This window comes from Acinetobacter sp. YH1901134 (assembly GCF_013416965.1).
Taxonomy (GTDB): domain Bacteria; phylum Pseudomonadota; class Gammaproteobacteria; order Pseudomonadales; family Moraxellaceae; genus Acinetobacter; species Acinetobacter amyesii.
Genome location: NZ_VPEW01000014.1, coordinates 41,228 through 62,461 on the forward strand (window position 1 = coordinate 41,228; position 21,234 = coordinate 62,461).

20 protein-coding genes are annotated in these 21,234 nt (G+C 42.1%); 6 read left to right on the forward strand and 14 right to left on the reverse strand.

What is annotated here, in order from left to right; genetic code table 11:
* Positions 1 to 35: 35 nt before the first annotated feature.
* The gene (locus FTV50_RS13465; protein ID WP_180024712.1) at positions 36 to 860 is read right to left on the reverse strand and encodes an ABC transporter ATP-binding protein; all 825 of its coding nucleotides are present in this window, start codon (positions 858 to 860) and stop codon (positions 36 to 38) included.
* Between the two features lie 45 nt (positions 861 to 905).
* Positions 906 to 1,121, reverse strand: coding sequence for a molybdopterin-binding protein (locus FTV50_RS13470; RefSeq protein ID WP_067765474.1), 216 nt, complete (start codon positions 1,119 to 1,121; stop codon positions 906 to 908).
* Positions 1,122 to 1,351: 230 nt separating this feature from the next.
* Between FTV50_RS13470 and FTV50_RS13475 the strand changes: the two genes are divergently transcribed.
* A complete protein-coding gene (locus FTV50_RS13475; protein ID WP_180024713.1) occupies positions 1,352 to 2,446 on the forward strand; it encodes a sigma-54-dependent Fis family transcriptional regulator in 1,095 nt (364 codons plus the stop codon).
* Between the two features lie 172 nt (positions 2,447 to 2,618).
* Here FTV50_RS13475 and FTV50_RS13480 read toward each other — a convergent pair whose 3' ends face one another.
* From FTV50_RS13480 to FTV50_RS13520, 9 genes are all read right to left on the reverse strand, one after another.
* Positions 2,619 to 3,449, reverse strand: a complete 831-nt coding sequence (locus FTV50_RS13480; RefSeq protein WP_180024714.1) for an ABC transporter permease — start codon at positions 3,447 to 3,449, stop codon at positions 2,619 to 2,621.
* Positions 3,450 to 3,469: 20 nt separating this feature from the next.
* On the reverse strand, positions 3,470 to 4,303 hold the full coding sequence (locus FTV50_RS13485; RefSeq protein WP_078191496.1) for an ABC transporter ATP-binding protein: 834 nt from the start codon (positions 4,301 to 4,303) through the stop codon (positions 3,470 to 3,472).
* A 2-nt stretch (positions 4,304 to 4,305) separates the two neighbouring features.
* Positions 4,306 to 5,361, reverse strand: a complete 1,056-nt coding sequence (locus FTV50_RS13490; protein WP_257223920.1) for an ABC transporter substrate-binding protein — start codon at positions 5,359 to 5,361, stop codon at positions 4,306 to 4,308.
* A 12-nt stretch (positions 5,362 to 5,373) separates the two neighbouring features.
* Positions 5,374 to 6,168, reverse strand: a complete 795-nt coding sequence (locus tag FTV50_RS13495; RefSeq protein WP_180024715.1) for an ABC transporter permease — start codon at positions 6,166 to 6,168, stop codon at positions 5,374 to 5,376.
* Positions 6,165 to 7,013 carry an ABC transporter permease gene (locus FTV50_RS13500; protein ID WP_180024716.1) on the reverse strand — a complete coding sequence of 283 codons (849 nt, stop codon included), beginning with the start codon at positions 7,011 to 7,013 and terminating at the stop codon, positions 6,165 to 6,167. Before FTV50_RS13500 ends, FTV50_RS13495 begins: the two co-directional genes overlap by 4 nt.
* Positions 7,010 to 8,263 carry an MFS transporter gene (locus FTV50_RS13505; RefSeq protein ID WP_180024717.1) on the reverse strand — a complete coding sequence of 418 codons (1,254 nt, stop codon included), beginning with the start codon at positions 8,261 to 8,263 and terminating at the stop codon, positions 7,010 to 7,012. Before FTV50_RS13505 ends, FTV50_RS13500 begins: the two co-directional genes overlap by 4 nt.
* Before the next feature lie 9 nt (positions 8,264 to 8,272).
* Entirely contained in the window at positions 8,273 to 9,328 is a 1,056-nt protein-coding gene (locus FTV50_RS13510) for an ABC transporter substrate-binding protein (RefSeq protein WP_078194045.1), read from the reverse strand.
* A 33-nt stretch (positions 9,329 to 9,361) separates the two neighbouring features.
* Positions 9,362 to 10,843 carry a carbohydrate porin gene (locus FTV50_RS13515; protein WP_180024718.1) on the reverse strand — a complete coding sequence of 494 codons (1,482 nt, stop codon included), beginning with the start codon at positions 10,841 to 10,843 and terminating at the stop codon, positions 9,362 to 9,364.
* A gap of 880 nt (positions 10,844 to 11,723) precedes the next feature.
* Positions 11,724 to 12,554, reverse strand: coding sequence for an SDR family oxidoreductase (locus FTV50_RS13520; protein ID WP_078194047.1), 831 nt, complete (start codon positions 12,552 to 12,554; stop codon positions 11,724 to 11,726).
* Between the two features lie 223 nt (positions 12,555 to 12,777).
* Here FTV50_RS13520 and FTV50_RS13525 point away from each other — a divergent pair, with 223 nt between their 5' ends.
* From FTV50_RS13525 to phoR, 3 genes are all read left to right on the forward strand, one after another.
* Entirely contained in the window at positions 12,778 to 13,461 is a 684-nt protein-coding gene (locus FTV50_RS13525) for a TetR/AcrR family transcriptional regulator (RefSeq protein ID WP_078191503.1), read from the forward strand.
* A 229-nt stretch (positions 13,462 to 13,690) separates the two neighbouring features.
* Complete coding sequence (phoB, locus tag FTV50_RS13530; protein WP_078194048.1) at positions 13,691 to 14,401, forward strand: phosphate regulon transcriptional regulator PhoB; 711 nt, start codon at positions 13,691 to 13,693, stop codon at positions 14,399 to 14,401.
* Positions 14,402 to 14,424: 23 nt separating this feature from the next.
* Complete coding sequence (phoR, locus tag FTV50_RS13535) at positions 14,425 to 15,783, forward strand: phosphate regulon sensor histidine kinase PhoR (protein ID WP_180024719.1); 1,359 nt, start codon at positions 14,425 to 14,427, stop codon at positions 15,781 to 15,783.
* On the opposite strand, the gene FTV50_RS13540 is transcribed toward phoR, so the two are convergent.
* The 3 genes from FTV50_RS13540 to FTV50_RS13550 form a co-directional block, all read right to left on the reverse strand.
* Entirely contained in the window at positions 15,780 to 16,457 is a 678-nt protein-coding gene (locus FTV50_RS13540) for a glutathione S-transferase family protein (protein WP_180024720.1), read from the reverse strand. The genes phoR and FTV50_RS13540 overlap by 4 nt on opposite strands.
* A gap of 151 nt (positions 16,458 to 16,608) precedes the next feature.
* Positions 16,609 to 17,007, reverse strand: a complete 399-nt coding sequence (locus FTV50_RS13545) for an OsmC family protein (RefSeq protein WP_180024721.1) — start codon at positions 17,005 to 17,007, stop codon at positions 16,609 to 16,611.
* 68 nt (positions 17,008 to 17,075) lie between these two features.
* Complete coding sequence (locus tag FTV50_RS13550) at positions 17,076 to 18,023, reverse strand: pirin family protein (protein WP_180024722.1); 948 nt, start codon at positions 18,021 to 18,023, stop codon at positions 17,076 to 17,078.
* Between the two features lie 392 nt (positions 18,024 to 18,415).
* Here FTV50_RS13550 and FTV50_RS13555 point away from each other — a divergent pair, with 392 nt between their 5' ends.
* Together FTV50_RS13555 and FTV50_RS13560 are read left to right on the forward strand one after the other, a co-directional pair.
* A complete protein-coding gene (locus FTV50_RS13555) occupies positions 18,416 to 19,591 on the forward strand; it encodes a GGDEF domain-containing protein (protein WP_180024723.1) in 1,176 nt (391 codons plus the stop codon).
* A 144-nt stretch (positions 19,592 to 19,735) separates the two neighbouring features.
* Positions 19,736 to 21,070: a GGDEF domain-containing protein gene (locus tag FTV50_RS13560; RefSeq protein ID WP_257223921.1), complete on the forward strand. Its 1,335-nt coding sequence runs from the start codon at positions 19,736 to 19,738 to the stop codon at positions 21,068 to 21,070.
* The last annotated feature ends 164 nt before the right edge of the window (positions 21,071 to 21,234 follow it).

Here is a 21,234-nt window from a genome sequence, read left to right on the forward strand (position 1 = left end):
GCTTTTACATTGTCTAGGTGATGGTCAATTCAGACTTACCATGCAAATCTATAATCGGCAAATCGGTGAGATAAAGGTTCAAGCAACTGATCTTTTACTGGATCACTAAAGTCAGTCAAAATGTCATTTTTAATATTGGTCAGACGGACATCTTCGCGTTTACGCGGATGGGCTAAATGAATATCTACAATACGTTTAATTCGTCCCGGATGTGGCTGCATGACCACCACCCGATCACCCAAAAATACCGCTTCTTCGACATCATGGGTGACAATGATCATGGTGATTTTTTCACTTTGCCAGATTCGCTGTAATTCATCCTGTAAATTTTGACGCGTCAACGCATCAAGTGCACCAAAGGGTTCATCGAGCAGCAAAATCTGTGGTCGATTCACCAAACTCCGGGCAATCGCCACACGTTGATTCATCCCACCAGACAACTGCGAAGGATAAGCATCTTTAAATTGGGTTAATTTGACCAACTCTAAATGTTCATCAATCAATACATCTTCTTCTGCACGGCTAAACTGGCTTTTATGCAATGCAATCCGTACATTTTCCCGTACCGTCAACCATGGAAACAGGCGATGATCTTGAAACACGATACCACGTTCCAAACTCGTGCCCTGTATAGGCTGACCATCAACCAAAATCTGGCCCTGAAACTGACGCTCTAGACCAACCAACAACCGTAATAATGTGGATTTTCCGCAGCCACTACTTCCCACAATACTAATGAACTCACCCGGCTGAATATTCAGGTTAATGTCCTTAAGTACGGTTAAGTCTTCTTGCTTTTGTGTGGGATAATGTTTCGTTAGCTGCTGAATAGAAACCGAACCAGCTTGTTCTACGCTCATATCATTATTCTCTATTTGTGCTGACAAACTTTGCTGGACTAAACCTTAGAGTTTAGCCAGTGACACTTCCGTCGATTTAATTAACACCACCACCTCTGAACCTACTTTTAAGTCTAAATCCTTCACCGAACGTGTCGTGATCACGGACGTAAAAAAGCCTGCTTTGGTTTCCACATCAATTTCTGAAACCACAGGACCTTCTACGATTTCATTAATCACGCCTTTGAATTGGTTTCGCACATTTACTGAAGTAATCGCCATTTTAATTATGCCTTTTGTTATTTAGAGAGCTTTACTATAAAACAGTTCAATCACTTGCTATATCTTGATTTATCCTTTAGTTATCCCGATTTTATTTATCTTAAAATCAGATAAATAATCCACGCATGAATTTATCGGTGAAACTGATATTTAAATATCGAATTATTATTTATCTTTTATTTTTAAATCTTTCATCATGATCTGCATTTTCAACAACTATAAGAAACGATATGTCTATTTTGACCCACCCTGCAGTGCCCTCTGCACTGAAACATAAACGGGCAACAGCGACGGTCTTTGCAGACCCGTTATCGCAAGCGTTGTTGTCTCGAATTGAACAAATTGCACCAAGTGAGGCCAATGCACTCATCATTGGTGATACAGGCACAGGTAAAGAATTGGTTGCACGCCAAATCCACCAATTGAGCCATCGTGCCAAAGGTCCATTTATCGCAGTGAACTGTGGTGCCTTTACCGAATCATTAGTCGAAAGCGAATTATTTGGACATGAAAAAGGAGCCTTTACAGGGGCAATTAATAGCCGTATCGGTTGGTTTGAAGCAGCCCATAATGGCACCTTATTTTTAGATGAAATTGGTGATCTGTCCTTGCCTATGCAAGTCAAATTACTCCGTGTTTTACAAGAAAGAGAGATCGTTCGAGTCGGCTCACTCAAATCCATTCCAATTAATGTCCGAATCATAGCCGCAACCAATGTCGATTTAGAGCATGCCGTACAGGATGGGCGTTTCAGGGAAGATTTATTCTACCGCTTACATGTGGCGTTGCTACGCATTCCACGTCTCTCAGAACGTCGTGGTGACATTTTGCCTTTGGTTAAACACTTCATTCAGGTCTATCAAACCAACCCACATGACACACCATTACGCCTCAGCCCATTGGCGCTCAAGAAACTCCATTTACATAGCTGGCCGGGAAATATTCGCGAATTAGAAAATACCATTCAACATGCGATTTTAGTCAGTGAAAAAGGTGTGATTGAACCAGAAGATATTAGTTTTTCGAGTATTCAAAGTGCATCGTCGTTTTCGCGTGCAGAACCTTTTAACTTACAAAATGCCACCTCTGCTGTAGCCAACATCAAAGATATTCAAGATGCTGGACAGTTACTTGAGCAGACCTTTTTACAAATTTTTCAAGCCGCAAATCAACTTAAGCATGACAATATTAATGAGCTGATTGAAGAAAAATTTATCCGAAGTGCGTATCAGCACTGTCAATACAATCAAGTGCATACGGCTCGTTTGCTTGGAGTGACAAGGAACGTGATTCGCACTCGCCTAATTAAATATGGCTTATTATAAATAAGTCATATTTTTATTTACTCCACATTAAAATAATAATCCCAAAAACTGATACATAAATATTCATCTACATTATTCTTTATTCATTGCATTATTTTAAATATAAAAAATCAGTAATAAAAAACCTCGGTATAAAGCGAGGTTTTTTATTTATTTTTCTATTTCATTTAGATTATTCCACAGGGTTGCGTTTCCACGCTGTGAAGTATTTTTCTAGTCCAATCAAGAAATAGTTAAAGGATAAACCCACGAGGGTGATGACTAATATGCCTACAAACATTTGTGGAATTTCAAAGCTGAACTGCGAATAAATAATCAGATATCCCAGACCTGCTTTGGCACCAAACATTTCTACTGCAACTAAGGCCAAAATCGAAATCGCCCCTGCCAGACGGATACCGACAAAAATCGTGGGTATGGATGCAGGTAGAATCACTTTTCGGAACAATTGATAGGGTTTTAGGCCCATGGTTCGTGCCGATTTAATCAGTAAAGGATCGACTGTTTGTACGCCTGTAATAGTGTTCAACAAAATCGGCCATGTGCAGGCGTAGACCAACAGACTGATTTTTGAGGTTTCACCAATGCCTAAAAATAAGATAAACAGCGGCATCAACGCCAATGCTGTGGTATTTCGAAACAATTCTAACAAGGGATTTAAGGTTTCAGCCACGAGCTTGTACCAACCAATGATGAGACCCAAAGGAATGGCGATCGCTAGGGCCAAAATGAAACCAATAATGGAACGCTTTATACTGGCCAAAAAATGGATGCCTAATTGACCGCTTTGATATAGCTGCCATGTGGTTTCCAATACTACAGATAACGGCGGTAAAAAAGCCGGATTGACCACACCACTCCGCGGCAGAATCTCCCACAGCAATAAAAAAGTTACAATGGCAATGGTGCGTTTAAAGACCGTGTTTAACCAAGTGAATTGTAGTCTGGGTTTAATGTCGTTATACGATTGCGTATAACTGATGGCTTGTTTAGTCGATGACATAAATAAATCCTCTGAATATTTTAGTTATGTGCAAGCTGTTTATGTTTTTCGAGGGCTTGCGCTTTAATCACTTCTTCACTGAGCAATGACCAAATTTTATGGCGAATTCGGCCATATTCAGGCAATGAACGGACATCTTCACTGGAGCTGCGCAGGCTTTGCGGAATTTCAATCACTTCCTTAATTCGCCCCGGTCTTGAGGTCATAATCGCCACACGCTGGCTCAGATAAATTGCTTCATCAATACTGTGAGTAATAAAAACAATGGTTTTTTTCGAACTTTTCCAGATATTGATCAGCTCGGCTTGTAAGGTTTCTCGGGTTTGCGCATCTAGGGCAGCAAAGGGCTCATCCATTAATAAAATTTCTGGTTCATAAGCCAAACTTCGGGCAATCGCAACCCGCTGTTTCATCCCGCCGGAAAGCTCATTCGGATAATGCTTTTCAAAGCCACTGAGACCCACAAGCTGCAAATAGTATTCGGCTTTTTCACGGCGTTCTTTTTTTGCTACGCCTTTGGCTTCTAGACCAAATTCGATATTTTCCAGTGCGGTTAACCATGGATAGAGCGCATATTGCTGAAACACAATGCCACGGTCTAAACCCGGTTGAGTAATCTGCTTACCACTCAGTAAAATCTGCCCTGCAGACGGTTTGGTTAAACCCGCAATTAAGTCTAATAATGTAGATTTTCCACAGCCACTTGGCCCCACGATTGAAACAAATTCACCCGGCTGAATATCCAAAGTAACATTTTCTACAGCAACAAATTCAGGCTTATAGTTTTTACTGCCGACATGGTTCTGTGCAGGAAAAACCTTACGCACGTGATCTAAATGTAATGCACTGGTCATTGTTATGTTCCTTTTGATTTTTGGTCTTTCGCATAGGGATTAAATTCATTGCTATAGATGCGACTGACCTCAATTTGATTCGGTTTTAATTTGTGTTCTTTTTCTAAGGCACTCACCCATGGGGCAAAATCCTGATCTTTTTGCACACCACCCACTTCGTGGACACCTGTGCCTGTGTAATATGGAATCAGTGCTGTATTTTCATTGCGTTGACGTTTTTCGATAATACTTTCCATACGGGCAATGATTTGCTCTTTCGGCGTGTTGTGTAGCCATTCTTGAGCTTTGGCCACGCCACTGACAAAAGTACGAGCCAACTCGGGATGCGCTTGAATAAAATCTCCGCGCATCGAAAAACTCCCTGCGGTAAAGGGGCCGTATAAATCAATATCTTTAAAGATGCTGCGTACACCACCATTTTTTAAGGCCCGTTTTTCCAAAATGCCAGAGAACACTGCAATATCAATTTGCCCATTCCTTAAGGCTTGTTCTGAGCTCACCGGTGGCAACATAATCAGCTCAACTTGACGGATTTCATCCTCAGTTAAGCCATGACGGGCCAAATAATCTTTCACCACAAAGTCATAATGCGCCCCGTAGGCATTCACTGCGACTTTCTTGCCAATAAAGTCTCGTGGGCTACGAATAGAACTATTTTCTAGCACGTAGAAACCCACGTTTTGCTCAGCATCACTGCCATAAGAAGCCACTACGGGGACGACATCTAGACCCGCAGCGATGACCTTCACCACAGCGCCATTAAAGGCGCCAGCGAAATCAACATCTCCTGCCACCAAGGTGAGTAAATCTTGTGGCCCACCTTGTACTGTGCCGACATAACTGAGTTTAACGTCGCCTAAATAGCCCAAGTCTTGTGCCAATTCAGGTAATGACACCAGTCCCGGATAGCTTTGATAGCGTAGTTCTTTTAAAGCCACTTGCTGAGGTTCATCCACTCGCTGTGTGCTGCAACCCACCAAGGCTGTGCCACCGACCAATGCTGCAAGGAACATATTGCGCCAGAGTGGAGGAATGTTATGGATTGTCATTTTTTTCATTGTTATGTTCTCCTATCCAACCTGCTGCCAAGCTAAAACTTTACGCTCAACCCAAGTCAGTACCGTATTGAGCGACACGCCCACAATTCCTATCAGCAACATGCCAAAAATAATCAGTTCGACATCAAAAGCCTGACGCCCTTGAATCACGATATTGCCCAGACCATTGCCATAGTTCGCCAATAAAAATTCAGAGCCGATGGTGGCAAGCCATGCGAAAATCAGCCCAAGTTGTAAACCGACAAAAATCTGCGCCGAAGCACCGGGTAATATCAATTTACGAAACGCGTATGTCTTGGGAAATTGGTAGACTTCGGCCACTTCACGATATTTATGCGAAATACTGCTCACACCTTCAAAGGTGTGTAGCGCCACGGGATAAAACACCGATAAGGTAATAAACAGCACTTTGGCGCCATGTCCCTCACCTAAAAAGGTCGAAATTAGTGGCAACCATGCAAACAGCGAAATTTGACGCAATACATGAAAGCTCGGTGCAAATAACCAATTCGAAAGGCGTGAACTCGCGATTAAGATGCCAAATAACACACCCGCTATCGCACCTATGCCATAGCCGATAAAATTTCGCGCCAAACTTTCGCCAAAGCCTGTCAAAAAGCTCGGTTGTTGGAGCACGGTTACTGCTTTTTGCAGCACGAGCCATGGACTAGGAATCAACTTTGGATCAACCCAATTTTGCTGTGAGGCTACTGCCCACAGTGCGATAAATGCCACAGGTAGAACGAGTGCTTTTGCTGCTTTAACTAAGACTTGGCGCGCTGCCCCGTGTAATGAAAGAATGCTCATGAGTTCCCTCCTACTCGGATTGCGTGAAAGCGCGCAGTTTTTTCTAACCAAGCCAGCAAGGTATCTAAGACATAGCCCGTAATACCAATCAGAATGATCGCCATGAAAATCAAGTCCATCTGCATTAGCTGACGTCCCCACACCATGAGATAACCAATTCCTTCACTACTTGCTAATAACTCGACAAAAACCAATGCCAACCACGCCTGCATAATGCCTTGACGTAAACCACTGATCACACTGGGTAGTGCAGCTGGGAAAATCACTTCTTTGAGTTTCTGCCAATTGCTGTATTGGTAAACCTCTGCCACTTCCATCAAACTATTCGGCACATGAGTAATGCCCTTATAGGTTGCAATCAACAGCGGCGGTAACACAGCCAATGAAATAGCGGCAATCTTCAAAGCCTCATCGATGCCTAAGAAAATCATCAATAATGGAATCCAGCCAACTATGGGAAATTGCGCAACAAGATTCACCGTCGGAAAAATAAAGTCCCGACTACGCTTTGCTAATCCCAACACAGTACCAAGCAAAATCCCGACACTGGCACCAAGCAAGACACTCCATAAAATACGTTTGGCACTGATGGCAAAATGAAAACTCAATTCACCGCTTTGCCATAATTCGACTGTGCTTTGCCACACCAGACTCGGTGCAGGTAAAATCTGCTCAGGCAACCACTGTTTAAGTGTTGCCACATACCATAGACCGAACAACAAAACTGGCATCAGGAGTCCACACGCCACTTGCAAAGTTAGTTTTAAATAGGTCTTAAAAAAATCCAACGCACTTCGGTCACTTTGCAAGGGAACCGAATGTGCAGATACATCCGTAAGGCTCATAATTCTTGTCCTTTTACGCTCTGTTCTGAGACATCAGGTTTTAAAAATTGAATAAATTCCTGATCTTTGCTGATCAAAATAATCAGACCAATAAACACCAGCCCGATCGGTAAAAATAAATTTTGTAGTCCAACCTGTGCGCCAAATACGGCGCCTATCAAGCCCCCCAACAGTCCACCCGAAGGTCCGACGAGGGCTAAAATTGGAGAAATCTTTGCCATCGCGGTTTGCTCACCGACTCGGGCGAAAGACATAAAATTGGCGATATGCAACATACCGAGTCCAAGTCCAAACATGATCGAAGCAGGCCACATCAACAGCGTGATTTTGGTTAAGGCTAAAATCAGTAATGCCGTTGCCATCAGGCTTAGGCCAATCAAATAAAACTTTTGATAACCCATCAGCTCAGCCAAACCGCCCATGCTAAATAGCGATCCCACAAAGACGATGCCTTGTACGGTCAGCAGCATCACCGCCATTGGTTCTGAAAGTGCAAAACTTTGGATAGCAATCACCACAATGAAAAAGCCAAAGTAGTTATTTGCCACGCTGCTCAAAAATTCCAATATGCAGACAATCCGCAGTGAGGCATGGGTTTTGATGAGTGCCAAAGGCGCCACAATATCCCGCCAGTGAAAATGCGGGCGATTCGTCGCTTGCGGAGTGCTACGTTGAAAGCACCACGGAGCCAACAGCAAGGTGCCTAAAAAAAGCAAAGACACCACATAAAAACTTCCGCCATAGCCGAAATGCTCGATCAACAACACGCTCAGCGCAGGTGCAATCAGGAAATAGCCCATCATGTGCGAACCGCGAAACCAACCCGCACGGGCTGGACCTAAACGCTTTAAATTGCTCAGAAAAACGGTATTGATCGAAACAAAGCGCATGGGTAAGACAAAACTCACCAAGACTGTCACCGCAAAGAGATACCATGCACCGGCTTTGAGTGGCGTTAAGCTATAGACCACAGCGCCCAACACACTGCCGATGCAGAATATTTTCAAAGACCCTAAGCGCTGTACCAACACGCCAATCGGCAATGCCATGATCAAAATGCCAAAATTTTGCGCTGCTGAAATTAACCCCAATTGCAATTCGGTGGCTTCTAAATGCACGGCATACAAGGAAATTAATACCCGTGCGACACCCACACCCAGTCCAGCCAAAATCGTGAGCAGCACAAAACTGCTCATAAATTTGGTGGTTAATGGACTGGCAATTACATTGCTTTCAATCGGACGACTCATGGCTGCGACTTACTTCGGTTGACCTTGAGCATTAAATTGGCGCCAGTAACCCTCTAACTTCAGCTCTTTCAAGGCATTATTTAGATACTTCGGCTCATACCATGTTTTGGTATCTACATCACGACGGATTAAGCGAGCGTCTTTGGCAATTTTTAAAGCACTATCAATTTGTGAACGATGGAACTCGTCTAGTAGCGGTGTAGTACGGTCTTTTAAATTCCAACCATCCCATGTTTTTTGATAATCCACCAACGGAATGCCACTTTGTGCCCAGAGTTTATATTGCGCACTACGATTAGCTTCTTGAGAACTCCACTGCGCTTGTTTAATCAGTGTCGTCACGACACGTTGCACCACCTCTGGATATTGTTTTTCAAAACTTTCTGTCACCCAAAAGTGCGCAATCGGTGCAACTTTGGGATCTTTAATTTCTAGTAATGTTTTCGCCACACCACGCGCTTGCAAACTAAACGGTGAAGTAATCGTGGCATCAATATCACCAGTCGCTAAGGCCGTACGTGCCGAATATGCATCTTGCGAAATCACTCGTAAATCGCGCTCAGTTAGATTGTATTTTGCTAATACACGGTTAAAGACGATCTGACCATTGGTGCCTTTAAAGACGGAGAATTTTTTGCCTTTTAGATCTGCAAAGGATTTGGCATTAGAGCCGGCAGGCACCACCACATAAGTTGGGCCAAAACGCCCTGTTGAAAACAAGACTTTGGTTTTTAATCCCGTTGAACGTCCAACCAATGAGGGCAAATCACCATGCAATGCAAAGTCAACTTTGCCATTGGCTAAAGCTTCATTGGTTGCAGGGCCTGCTCCGGGGAAGAACAGCCAATTTACCTTAATGCCATCTTTTTTAAATTCTTGTTCGAGCACACCTCGTAAATGTGCTGTAGCTACAAAACTACCGCCCACTTTGGGTTTACCCCCCTCACCCGCGCCTGATACAGAAATACGAATTTCTTTGGGATTAGCAGCATGCAATTGAACGCTTAGACCAAGTGCTGAAAGTGCCAAGAAAGTGGCTGCGATTTTTTTAGAGATAATTTTCATTTTAAATGTTCCTTAATGGTTTAAATATCTGAATTAAAAGGTGTATTGAACCTGAGCTTGCAGCTCATTGGTGTCTTTTTGATTTGCCGTTTCGACATCAAACAGGTAGTGATTCAGCTGTAATTGGAATTTTGTGGTTTGCGCAAAAAATAGGTTTAAGCCCAAAGAGTGAATGTCATATTCACCAATACGACCGCTCGCGGTGTCGAGATAGCTTGCGTTGTTTTTATTCGGGTTATAGCGGTCAAAACGGTAATAGCCTTGGACTGACTTCGGCCAGAAATCATCAAATTTGGCATTGGATTTAATACTGTTGTAGAACTGATCACCCAAGGTGTAGAAAGCGGTAAAAGTATGCCCTTCCGCTTTGGCTTCTTTGATGTCTTGGGCTACGGTGTCGACATAATCGGTCTTCCCTTGCACATATTCATAAGTCACACCAAATGGGGCGTGGTTATAATAAATATCGAAACCCAAACGATCACGTTTTGCAGCATCGTCAGTGATTCCGCCGGCTGAAATTTTCGATTCGCCTTTGATATAAGAGGCACCGAACTTTAACTCACGGAAAATGCTGGCGTAGTCTACTGGCAAGGTAAAAGCCACACGACCGATATAATCTTTGCCGTTGTTGTCATCTGCCTTATTGCTGGCGTTCCCATTGGTTACCCCTAAGGCATACTCAAATAGCGGCGCACGGTAGTTCGATGCAAAGTCGACAAAAGGTTTGGCATCTCCACGGACGATAAATCCATTTTGACGATTAAACAGTCCTAAAAAGGTCGAAGCTGCAGCGGTACTAATGGTTGGACGCAAATCTTCAGGAGACTGCACATCTAGACCAAAGGGCAATAACTGCTGACCGAGCGTAAAGTTGAGTTTGGTTGTTTCGGGGCCCGCATTGGTGGCAAAAGCGTTATAGCGAACAAAGGCATCTAGTAAGTTAAAGTTACTGTTATTGGTGCCATCATTGCGTTTGCCATAACCAAAGGACAATTGATAATCGAGGTTTTTGCCTTCGTTATAATCCCGGAATAAATTCCCGCGCACACCAATTAGCGCAGTCCCAATATCAAATGTTGATTTGGTTACACCCAACACACCCGTTTCATCGAGCGCACTGGCACGTAGTTGAACCGTGCCATATAGGGTTGTATCACGAGTCGATTTGGTGGTTTGACGTTCATATTGACGTGACTGATCGTACTTATAGTTTTCAATATCTGTACGTAAGCCGTCGATATCTTCGGATGTTGCTGTGGTCACTTCTGAAACCTGCGTTTCACCTTCAACATCAGCGGCGTTGGTCGTATCGTCTGTCGTCACAGCGGCTGTTTCGACGACTTGGCTTTTCGTCGCATCAGATTCCACGGCATTTAAGCGTTTTTGCAAACTCTCAATTTGTTGTTTTAAGCTGCTCAGTTCTTGCTGAAGTGCTTCATCCGATGCAAAACTCAGCTGACTGGTTGCGGATAAAATCAGTCCGACCGCAACGGTTAATGTGGTTTTTTTCATGATTTGGTTTCACTAACATTTTTCCCAAAGTGCAAAATCCCCCAACCCCATGCAAGGTGCATGAAGTGAATGTACTGCGTGGGTTTTTTAAAAATTAATCTGAGTGGTCGTAGGTTTTATTCAACTTATGCACGACCGAAACTCGAAGACAGCTTTTAGAATTTAAGCGCGCATCATCGCGAGTGTCATAGCACAACAACATGCCTGTTGTAGGACACGAAAAGCAGAAAGATATCGATGCGTAAAAGTACTCATAAATGTTCCATACAGTGGTGAGTTTTGTTCACTCTAATATGGCAACAACTGTGCCAACATTTTAAGTATTTATTTTTTAAAGTTTTATTATTTAAATCTGATAAATTCTGTTGGTTTTAACGCCAAAAAACTGTTGGTTATTCAACAGTTGCTTATTTCAAATCATCAGTTATTTCCATTTTTATATCTCATTTTATGAAATAAGAAATACGCTTTGGGCTTTTAATAACTGATGTTACGCCTGTAAAAGTAATTTCGGATTTTTAAAATGATTTTTAAATCTATTCGATGGAGTCTTACATCTAGGGATTGAATAACGGGATTAGCCTTCGGCTGGAGGTACTCTTACGAAACGTTGTTTCTCATTCGACAAAATGAGAAGCGTGCTTCGCAAGGAAACCATCTTGCGGTGCAATACACCTCACCGACAAAACTCGATCAATACCATCAAATGATTCAAAGGATCGCAAAAACATTTGTGATTAAAAGTCGTCTTGTCTCAAACAATTGCGGATGACACTACCGCGTATCGTTCTTTTATTTGGATCAAATTGCGCTTCTGATATTACTAGAGCATAAAAAAACCCACTGACGTGGGCTCTTTTCAATTGATTTTAATTACCGCTTATTGACCAAATTTAGTCGCCATGGCAGTTAATTTTTGATAACCCGTCGGTAGCAAACGTTGAATTAAATCAATCGCTTTTGCATCATTACCAATCAATAAACGGCGCTTATCTTTTTGTACTGCTTCAATGATTTGACGAGCCGCTTCTTCAGGTGGACAACGCAAGAATTTATTAAAGGACTGTGCCGATTTTTGTGGGTTCATGCCTAAACTTTTCAAGCTGTCATTCATTTTTGCGGCATTGGCAATATTGGTACGAATCCCGCCCGGATGTACACATAGCGCACTCACGCCACAATTTTCAATATCCAATTCTTGGCGTAAAGATTCGGTAAAACCACGTACTGCAAATTTAGTGGCATTATATGCCGACTGTGTCGGCTGTGCTGTTAAGCCAAACAAGCTGGAAATATTGATGATATGACCTTCACCACTTTGCTTGATATACGGTAAAAATTCTTTGGTGCCATAAACCACGCCCCAAAAGTTAATATTGACAATCCACTCCAGTTCTTCATAGCTTGCCCCTTCAACGGTCGTACCCAATGCCACACCCGCATTGTTAAAAATCATATTCACGGAACCATGATCTTTAACGGTCTGTGCTGCCCATGCTTTCATTGCTGCAAGGTCTGACACATCGAGTTTTTGCGTCGTTACACGTACATTGCTGGCTTTAACCAATTCAACGGTTGCAGCTAGACCCTGTTCATTCACATCGCTTAAAGACAGATGGCAGCCTTGTTTCGCCAAAAGCACAGCCAATTGCTGACCAATACCTGAACCTGCACCTGTAATGGCAGCCACTTTATTTTTGAAGTTTTTCATTGTGATTCCTTATTCCTTTATGCTGCCGCTTGGCTTTATCACAGCGTGATCTCATTTGCCAATGTGTGCAGTTCGTCGACTTAATATAGATTTGACAATACATATTGTCAATGTCATCTTAGGACGTGTAAGCTGTTGAAATCGCCAATGCTTAAACATAGGTTTAAACTGAAATTATTGCTAAAATAAGACAAAATTCTGCTTTAGTTCAGCGTATATTTTCATGACAGATGCAACAAATCACACAGAACAACAACAGGCAAAAAATGTGAAGGAACGTCAATTTAAAGGGCTTTCTCTCAGTGAACGTAAGCAAGCGCGACGTGAAAAACTGATTGAAGCCGGTATAGAAGCCTATGGTACACATGGCTTTTTTTCCGTGACTGTGAAAGATATTTGTTTGGAAGCCAAGCTGACCGAACGCTATTTTTACGAATCATTTAAGAAAAGTGAGCAACTGTTCCAGACCATCTTTTTAAAATTAATCGATGAACTGCAACAAAATGTGATGCAAGCCATCATGCAAGCATCTACCGATTCTAAAAAAATGATTGAAGCAGGTTTAACCGCCCTACTGTTAACTTTAAAAAATAATCCCCGTATGGCGCGCATCATTTACATCGATGCTATGTTGGTACAAGAGCTACATAACCAAGCCACGATTCATGAAACTATGATGCGCTTTGACCGTATGATTCATGCCTTTGTCATGCTCATGATGCCGAATATTGATCGTTCAGAACGTGAAATTTCGATGGTCGCAACTGGTCTCAATGGTTATGTCACTCAAATCGCGATTCGTTGGGTCATGAGTGGTTATAAACAGCCGATTGATGAGGTTTTATCGTCATGTAGCGTGGTCTTTTTGGCCTTGTTGGATGCTTTTTCTGAAAAACCCAGTAAATAAATTTTGGCCTCAACACTGATCTTTACAATTTTTTGAATGATTTTTTTGTGACAACAGCATGATGCAAAGCCCATGTTGTTGAATATTTCAGGATTTAAATTGTCACAATTTCTTTCTAAACCCCAATGAAAGATCATTTTTGCAATGATACTGTCATAATTAATCTTTGTAATAAGCCTGTCATAAATATAAAACGGTCTACCGTTTACATAAAATAGGGTATTGCGCTGTGAAAGATGACTATATTTTAATCGTCGACGACGAACTCCCGATTCGGGAAATGATCCATACTTCACTGGATATGGCTGGTTTTCAATGTCAGCAAGCTGAAGATGCCAAACAAGCGCACCAAATGATTGTGGATCAGCGTCCTGCACTGATTTTATTAGATTGGATGATGCCTGGCGGCGTGAGTGGTGTAGACCTATGTCGTCGTTTAAAACGCGATGAAAATTTGTCAGAGATTCCAGTCATCATGCTCACTGCGCGCGGCGAAGAAGACCATAAAGTCCAAGGTCTAGACGCGGGCGCAGATGACTACATGACCAAACCATTTTCCACCCGTGAGTTGGTGTCACGCATTAAAGCGGTGCTACGTCGCTCAAATGCATTGGGGGGTGAAAAAACCATTGATGCCAATGGTTTAATCCTCGATCCAGTCAGCCAACGTGTCAGCTTTGGTAACACCATTTTAGATATGGGACCGACTGAATATCGTCTACTGGCCTTCTTCATGACTCATCCTGAACGTGCCTATACCCGTGCTCAATTATTAGATCAGGTTTGGGGTGGAAACGTGTATATTGAGGACCGTACCATTGACGTGCATATTCGTCGTTTGCGTAAAGTTCTTGAACCTTTCCAAGCCGATCGTTATGTCCAAACTGTTCGTGGTACAGGTTACCGTTTCTCTACCCGTGCAGACGCTGTGATGGGTTAGTCATTTTAGGTCTTTAATTTTCTATGTACGAACCGTATCCCGTCCCTGAACTTGCCAGTGAACATAAAAAATTCCGTTACAGCAGTTTATGGACTTTTGCCAAGCAGGATTTGAGACTTCTGGCATTTTTCCTACTCATTGCTGCACTCATCGGCTTTGGTATCGGGTACTTATGGATCTGCATCTTAATCGCCTTTGCAGTGTTCTTTGCATTGCAAATGCGTTCGCTGTACTTAGTCAACGAATGGATTTCAAATCGTCCCTATGATGTCCCGCCAAATTTAGACGGTATTTGGGGGGCTTTGCTCTTTAATGTATACCGTGCGCAGCGTCAAGAACGCATTGTACAAGCTGAAATGGTTGGTCTGATCGACCGCGCTCAATCTTCCTTAGTGGCACTTGCTGAAGCTGTGGTATTGATTGATGAATTACACCAAATCGAATGGTGGAACCCTGCCGCAGAAAAGCTTTTGGGGATTCAACAGCTCGATCAAGGGCGCAATATTTTAAGTATTTTAAGACAGCCTAGTTTTATCGAATACTTTACCAATATCGATTTAGCCCCCGATGGTTTAAAAATGAAATCATCGGTATTTGAAGACCATTATGTACAAGTCAAATTAACCCGTTTTGGTCGCGAAAGTCGTTTATTGGTGGCTTATGACGTCACGCGCATGCATAACCTTGAGCAAATGCGTAAAGACTTTGTCGATAATATTTCACATGAACTACGCACACCACTTACGGTTTTAAGTGGTTATATCGAAACCTTTACCGATCAGGAAGATTTAAATCCACGCTGGAAACGCGCATTCGATCAAATGCAGTCTCAAACCCGCCGTATGAATGCTTTGGTTAATGACTTGTTATTATTATCTCGTCTGGAAAATGATAAAAAAGTTGCTAAAAATCAAATCATTGAAATGCCCAGCCTAATGAACCAACTATATGACGATGCACATGCTTACAATGTGGATTATGGACATACACTGAATCTCGAGATTGATAGTCACTGTGACCTGATCGGATCAGATATGGAATTGGCGAGTGCCTTTAGTAACCTCATCACCAATGCAATTAAATACACCCCCAAAGGCGGTACTGTGACCATTGGGTGGCATGATGATGGTACGCATGGTTATTTTACCGTTGAAGATACGGGTATCGGGATTGACCCGAAACACTTACCCCGTTTAACGGAACGGTTTTACCGTGTGGACAGCGCACGTAGTCGCCAAACGGGAGGAACAGGTTTAGGTCTTGCCATCGTGAAACACGTTTTGATGCAACATCAGGCACACCTTGAAATTGAGTCCAAAGAAAACCGTGGTTCGCTGTTTAAAGTCGTCTTCCCTAAAGAACGCTTGTATCATGTGAGCTAAGCAGAATCATCCCGCCGGTCTTGCTGTGCTTCCAACTGTTGTTCTTGTTGTTTGGCACGGCGATATGCAGGACGCTGTTGCATCCGTTGTAAGAAAGCCTGAATTTGTGGATATCGCCCTTGAGTTCTGGTCATGACGGCTTCTAATGGAAACGTCATCTGAATATCCGCAAAGCTAAACGGTCCCGCAAAATATTCATTTTCCGCTAAATGGTTTTCTAAAAACTCGATATGTTCTTTTAAGCGAGGTCGTACAAAACCTTTTTTGACCCCATCACAAATTCGATTAGCGACGGGTTTGATGACCCAAGGTACATGGCGTGGCACATTGCTCATGACCAACTGCATCACCAACAACGGCATTAGAGAACCTTCGGCATAATGCATCCAAAAGCGATATTGTTGTTTTGAATGTTCCGCCTTGGCTGCAAAAAAATCATGCCGATCATACTTCTCTTGTAAATACTCCAAGATCGCTGCAGATTCTACCAAGACCAGTCCATCATCCTGCAATATGGGCGACTTCCCTAAAGGATGGATGGCTTTAAGCTCAGGGGGAGCAGACAAATTTGGCTGGCGCAGATAAAACTGAACCTGATAATCCAGTCCTAATTCCTGCATTGCCCATAAAATACGAAATGAACGAGATTTTTCTAGATGATGTAGCACCCGCATGGGTTCATCTCCTATATGAAGTCTAAAATTTTCTTATTTCTGGCATGCCATTATTATTTTGAAGTAGTTAAATCATAAAAAGTGTCAGATCACAGCTTGGATCTGTATCAAAACTAAATTTTGCACAGTACAGCAGCGACCTGCATTTAAATTAAACTAGACTGGTTTTAATGTCTACACTGCGCAATAAAGTTTTTGTCACTGGGGTTTTTTCACAAATGGACAAGATTTTTTGCTCTAACTCTGCATCCAAGGATGTTTGAAAATGCAGGCGTCGCTCAACCCATTCAGCTCCTTCACGGTTCGCACAAAAGTCTGCCTCGACACGAAACTCACCCAATTGGATTTGTTTATGTGCTGCATACATGCGCAAGGTAATCATTGTGCATGAGATTAAGGATGCGCACAGTAAATCATACGGTGCTAAACCCAAGTCCCCGCCGCCAAATGATTCGGGCTTATCGGTAATAAGTTGATGTTTTCCACTCTGAATTTCACCTGACCACGGTGCTTCTAAGGTGTTTACTGTTGCCGTTGCGACGATACCCATAATGACTCCCTCATGGTTATACCGCACCATTTTCACCACAGGTACGGCTGTTCATTTTTATTTTTAAGTTAACGTGATGGACGCATTTTATCAGGGAAAGCCGGTGCTTCTAGTCGTGGACCATCATAGTCTGGAATAGAGCCAAAGCGTTCGTCCTGATTAATCCACTGCTCACGGGCAATATTCAATTCTTCTTGTGTGCGCCCCACAAAATTCCACCACAGCAGAATCGGTGATTCAAAAGGTTCACCTCCTAATAATAAAACACGGCCACCTGCATGTAGGTCAATTTTGACTTGGGTTAAGCCCGGCTCAAGTACCACCATATTGTCTTCATTTAGCTCGTGACCATTGATAGTGGCAGTCCCTTCGAGGGCCATAAAGCCATATTCAAATTTTGGATTGAGCGGCAAGACGGTACTTTGACTTTCCGAACTACGCAGATCGACCCCCAATAATTCACTATGCACTTTTACCGGCGATTTAGTCTGTAAAAATTCACCCACCAATACCGTCAATTCAATCCCGTCTTGTGTCACCACAGGCAACTCTGGGTAATGGTCAAACTGGGGCGCCATATTGATTTTGTCATCTGGCAATGCAATCCAAAGCTGCGCAGCATGCATTTGTGTTTCAGACTCTGGAGCAACCTCAGTATGCGAAATACCATAACCCGCTGTCATGAGATTGACTTGTTTGGGCTGAATTAACTGATGTGTGCCCAAACTGTCGGTATGCATCATGGTGCCATCAATCATCCATGTAAACGTTTGCAAACCAATATGTGGATGCGGCCCAACATCTAAGCCATCACCTTGAGGGAAATGCACTGGACCAGCATGATCAAGGAAACACCATGCACCAATCATTCGTTTATGACGACTTGGTAAAGCTCGTTTAATCACTGTGCCTTGACCAATTTCAGCACGGCGCAGTGGAAATTCTTGAATGAACTGATTGACGTATTTTTCACAATCATCAGAATGAGATATTTCTGTGTAATTAGTATTAGTCATATTCTTACCCTAAATTTGGCTAAGCCGATGCAAGGACTACCGGCTAGAGCTATGCATTTTTTCCATTATATCTGCATTAACTCAATCTTCTTCAGCTGTCATTAATACGCTGAATCACAGAGATAGGACAATCGTTTTTTTGTTGCCTAATATGACATACAGCATAACAATTTTCGATGCTTATTTAGACAACACCATATGCAAAATTACTTGTTCAAATCACGTGAAATGTAAATTTAAGTAACACAAATTAACACTCACTTTTGACCGAACAATACCAAATAATTCTCAAATTATTGAAATTACGTGTTTAATTTTAAATAAAAATGATATAGATTATTTAAGTTACATAAACTTACATACAAGCCATGCTCCCCCATCGGTAATCTTGCATGATCAATGAGTATAAGAAAGAATCACGTGCACTGATCCAAAAAGCCTTGAAAGGAACCTTTGTTCGCGTTCCTGCTCAATTTCGTCAAGAATTTTTCCACTACCATCGTCGTCAACTTTTTAAATTCTTTTTGCAAGTCAACATCGTTGCACAATTGGCCTATCTCTCTTATGCCATAGCGGATTGGTTTATGTTGCCCGATGTGGGTTTGCTCGCGATAGGCTTAAAAACGGCCTATACCTTACTGATGATGGGCATCACATGGGGCATTTATACATATAGCAAGAGCATTTTACTCTTTGACTTGATGCTTCCCCTATCGATCGTTGGTGCTTCTGCGCTGTGGTTTAGCCTACTCAATTTATCCAATAGCCCCGATGTGCCGATCTATTTATATGCATCTTTGGTTTTTATTGTGTTAGCCAATTTATGTGTGCAAATCCGCTTTAAGGCTGCTGTGCTCATTTCTCTATGTATCAGTCTAATTTTACTGATTGGGGTATATTTCGCCATTTCTGGCAATATCCATCAACTGCAACTGTTTATCTTGATCTATTCGCCCGTGTTGTTATTTAGTTTGTATATCAGTTGGAATTCAACGCAAAAATCTAGAATTGTATTTTTACACAGTAAACTCGATCAGTTGAACCGTGAAGCGCTCAATATTATGGCGCATACCGACGTGCTGACCGGCTTAAACAATCGCCGTCAATTTATTCAACTTGCCAATTATCATATTCATCATCAGTCCAAACCGTTACAGCCGCTTTCATTACTGATTTTTGATGTCGACAAATTTAAAAATATTAATGATCAGTTTGGGCACTATATTGGTGATCATGTTTTACAACAAATTGCCGAAACGTGCCGACATACCTTACGTAGTCAAGACATCATTGCCCGCTTCGGCGGTGAAGAGTTTATTATTCTTTTACCGCAGACACACCTGCGTCAGGCTCAAGACATTGCCGAACGTCTGCGACGGGCAATAGCCGATGATTATTTAGAACTTGATACACTACAAAAACTTAAATTTACCGTTTCAATTGGTGTTGCCGAATTTGGTCAAAAAAACCGAGATTTACAAAGTGTAATTCGCATGGCCGATCAGGCACTTTACCAAGCAAAATCTGCAGGACGCAATCAAATTTCAACTTATAAAACAGCAAGTTAATAATATATTTTGTAACATTCAACAGACGATTTTTTTATCATTCATTCGAAAAATCCCTAGTTTCAGGTAGATATTTTTGTATATTTTTTATTCATAATTTTCCTGAGCCATTTATGGAGAAGGGACATGTCTGTTGATGTACGAATGAGTTCTCGGACTAATTCGTCTGCTCAGAAAGTTCGTAAAAATCATAATCATACTTTGAAACTTTCTGAGTGTGATCTTGCCAATCGTGCCGAGATTGAACAAGCCATTGCAGATCCTTTTGCACGTATTCCTACGCAGTTTAGAAACTATTTTCTACAACATCAGTATGCCCATCAGTTACCTTATTTACGTCAAGTGAATTACATGGCGCAGATTACATTTCTTCTTTATTTCTTTGCTGACATTTTTATTATCCCTGACATGTTCTTTTGGTCAGGTCTTTCTCGAGTGGCCATGATTATTGCTGCCCTATTGGTCAGCTTCTATCTGTTTAAATACAAAAAAGATATTCGTGTGCTCGACATGATCTTACCGATTGGGACGGTCTGTAGCACCGCGATTTGGATTGGCTTATTATTGGCTTCAGATAGCCCAATGGTCTCGTCCTATATCTATGGTGCAGCGATCTTTATCTTGATTGCCAATGTCTGCGTACAAATACAATTTAAGCCCGCCTTGTATTGTTCGGGCCTCATTTCGCTATTGGTGTATTTTGCGGTGAGTCAGCTTTTATCATGGCAAGAAGCACTGATTTTTGTGGTGGTGTCTATTCCTGTTTGGATGATCAGCCTGCATATGAGTTGGAACAATACACTCAATGCACGTCGTCATTTTTTACGTACCCTACTTGACGACTGGAATATGCATACACTGAAAAATTTAGCACATACAGATGAGCTCACCCAGTTATACAACCGTCGTCAGTTTGTTCAGTTGGCTGAGCACCGTATCCATGAATGGCCAACGCCTGCAAGTACTTGCTTATTGATGTTTGATGTCGATCATTTTAAACATATTAATGATAATTACGGGCATGATGTTGGTGACCAAGTACTGCAATGTATCGCTGAAACCACCCGCAAAGAAATGCGCCAAAAAGATGTCTTGGCTCGCTTTGGTGGTGAAGAATTTATTGTGCTTCTGTCTGAAACGCAAATACAAGATGCAATGTTGATCGCGGAACGTATTCGTTTAACGCTTCAAAATCAATCATTGCTGAATGTCGCAAATCACCCGATCCAATTTACCGTCTCCATTGGTGTTTCACAGCTTAAATCACATAAACAAAATTTAACTGAACTGATTAAGCAAGCGGATATTGCGCTGTATCAGGCAAAAGAAAATGGCCGTAACCGTGTAGAGCGCTATGATTCAAGCATGAAACCCGAACGTAAATCGACGAAGTCTTGGCAAAGCTTTACCCATAAAGCAAAGCCTAAAGCTGAACCGAATAATGAAAGCGATAGTAGTTGGTCAATTGTTTATAAATAGAATGTTGAGATATAAAAAAGGACGCCGAGGCGTCCTTTTTTATTAGAAATATCTAGATTTCCCTAGATCGCCGCGAGCATAGCTCTCGGTGTAATTTAGGCAAGAAACGTTGTTTCTTGAAATCCAAAACTGCCGCGAGCATAGCTCTTGGCGTAATTTAGGCA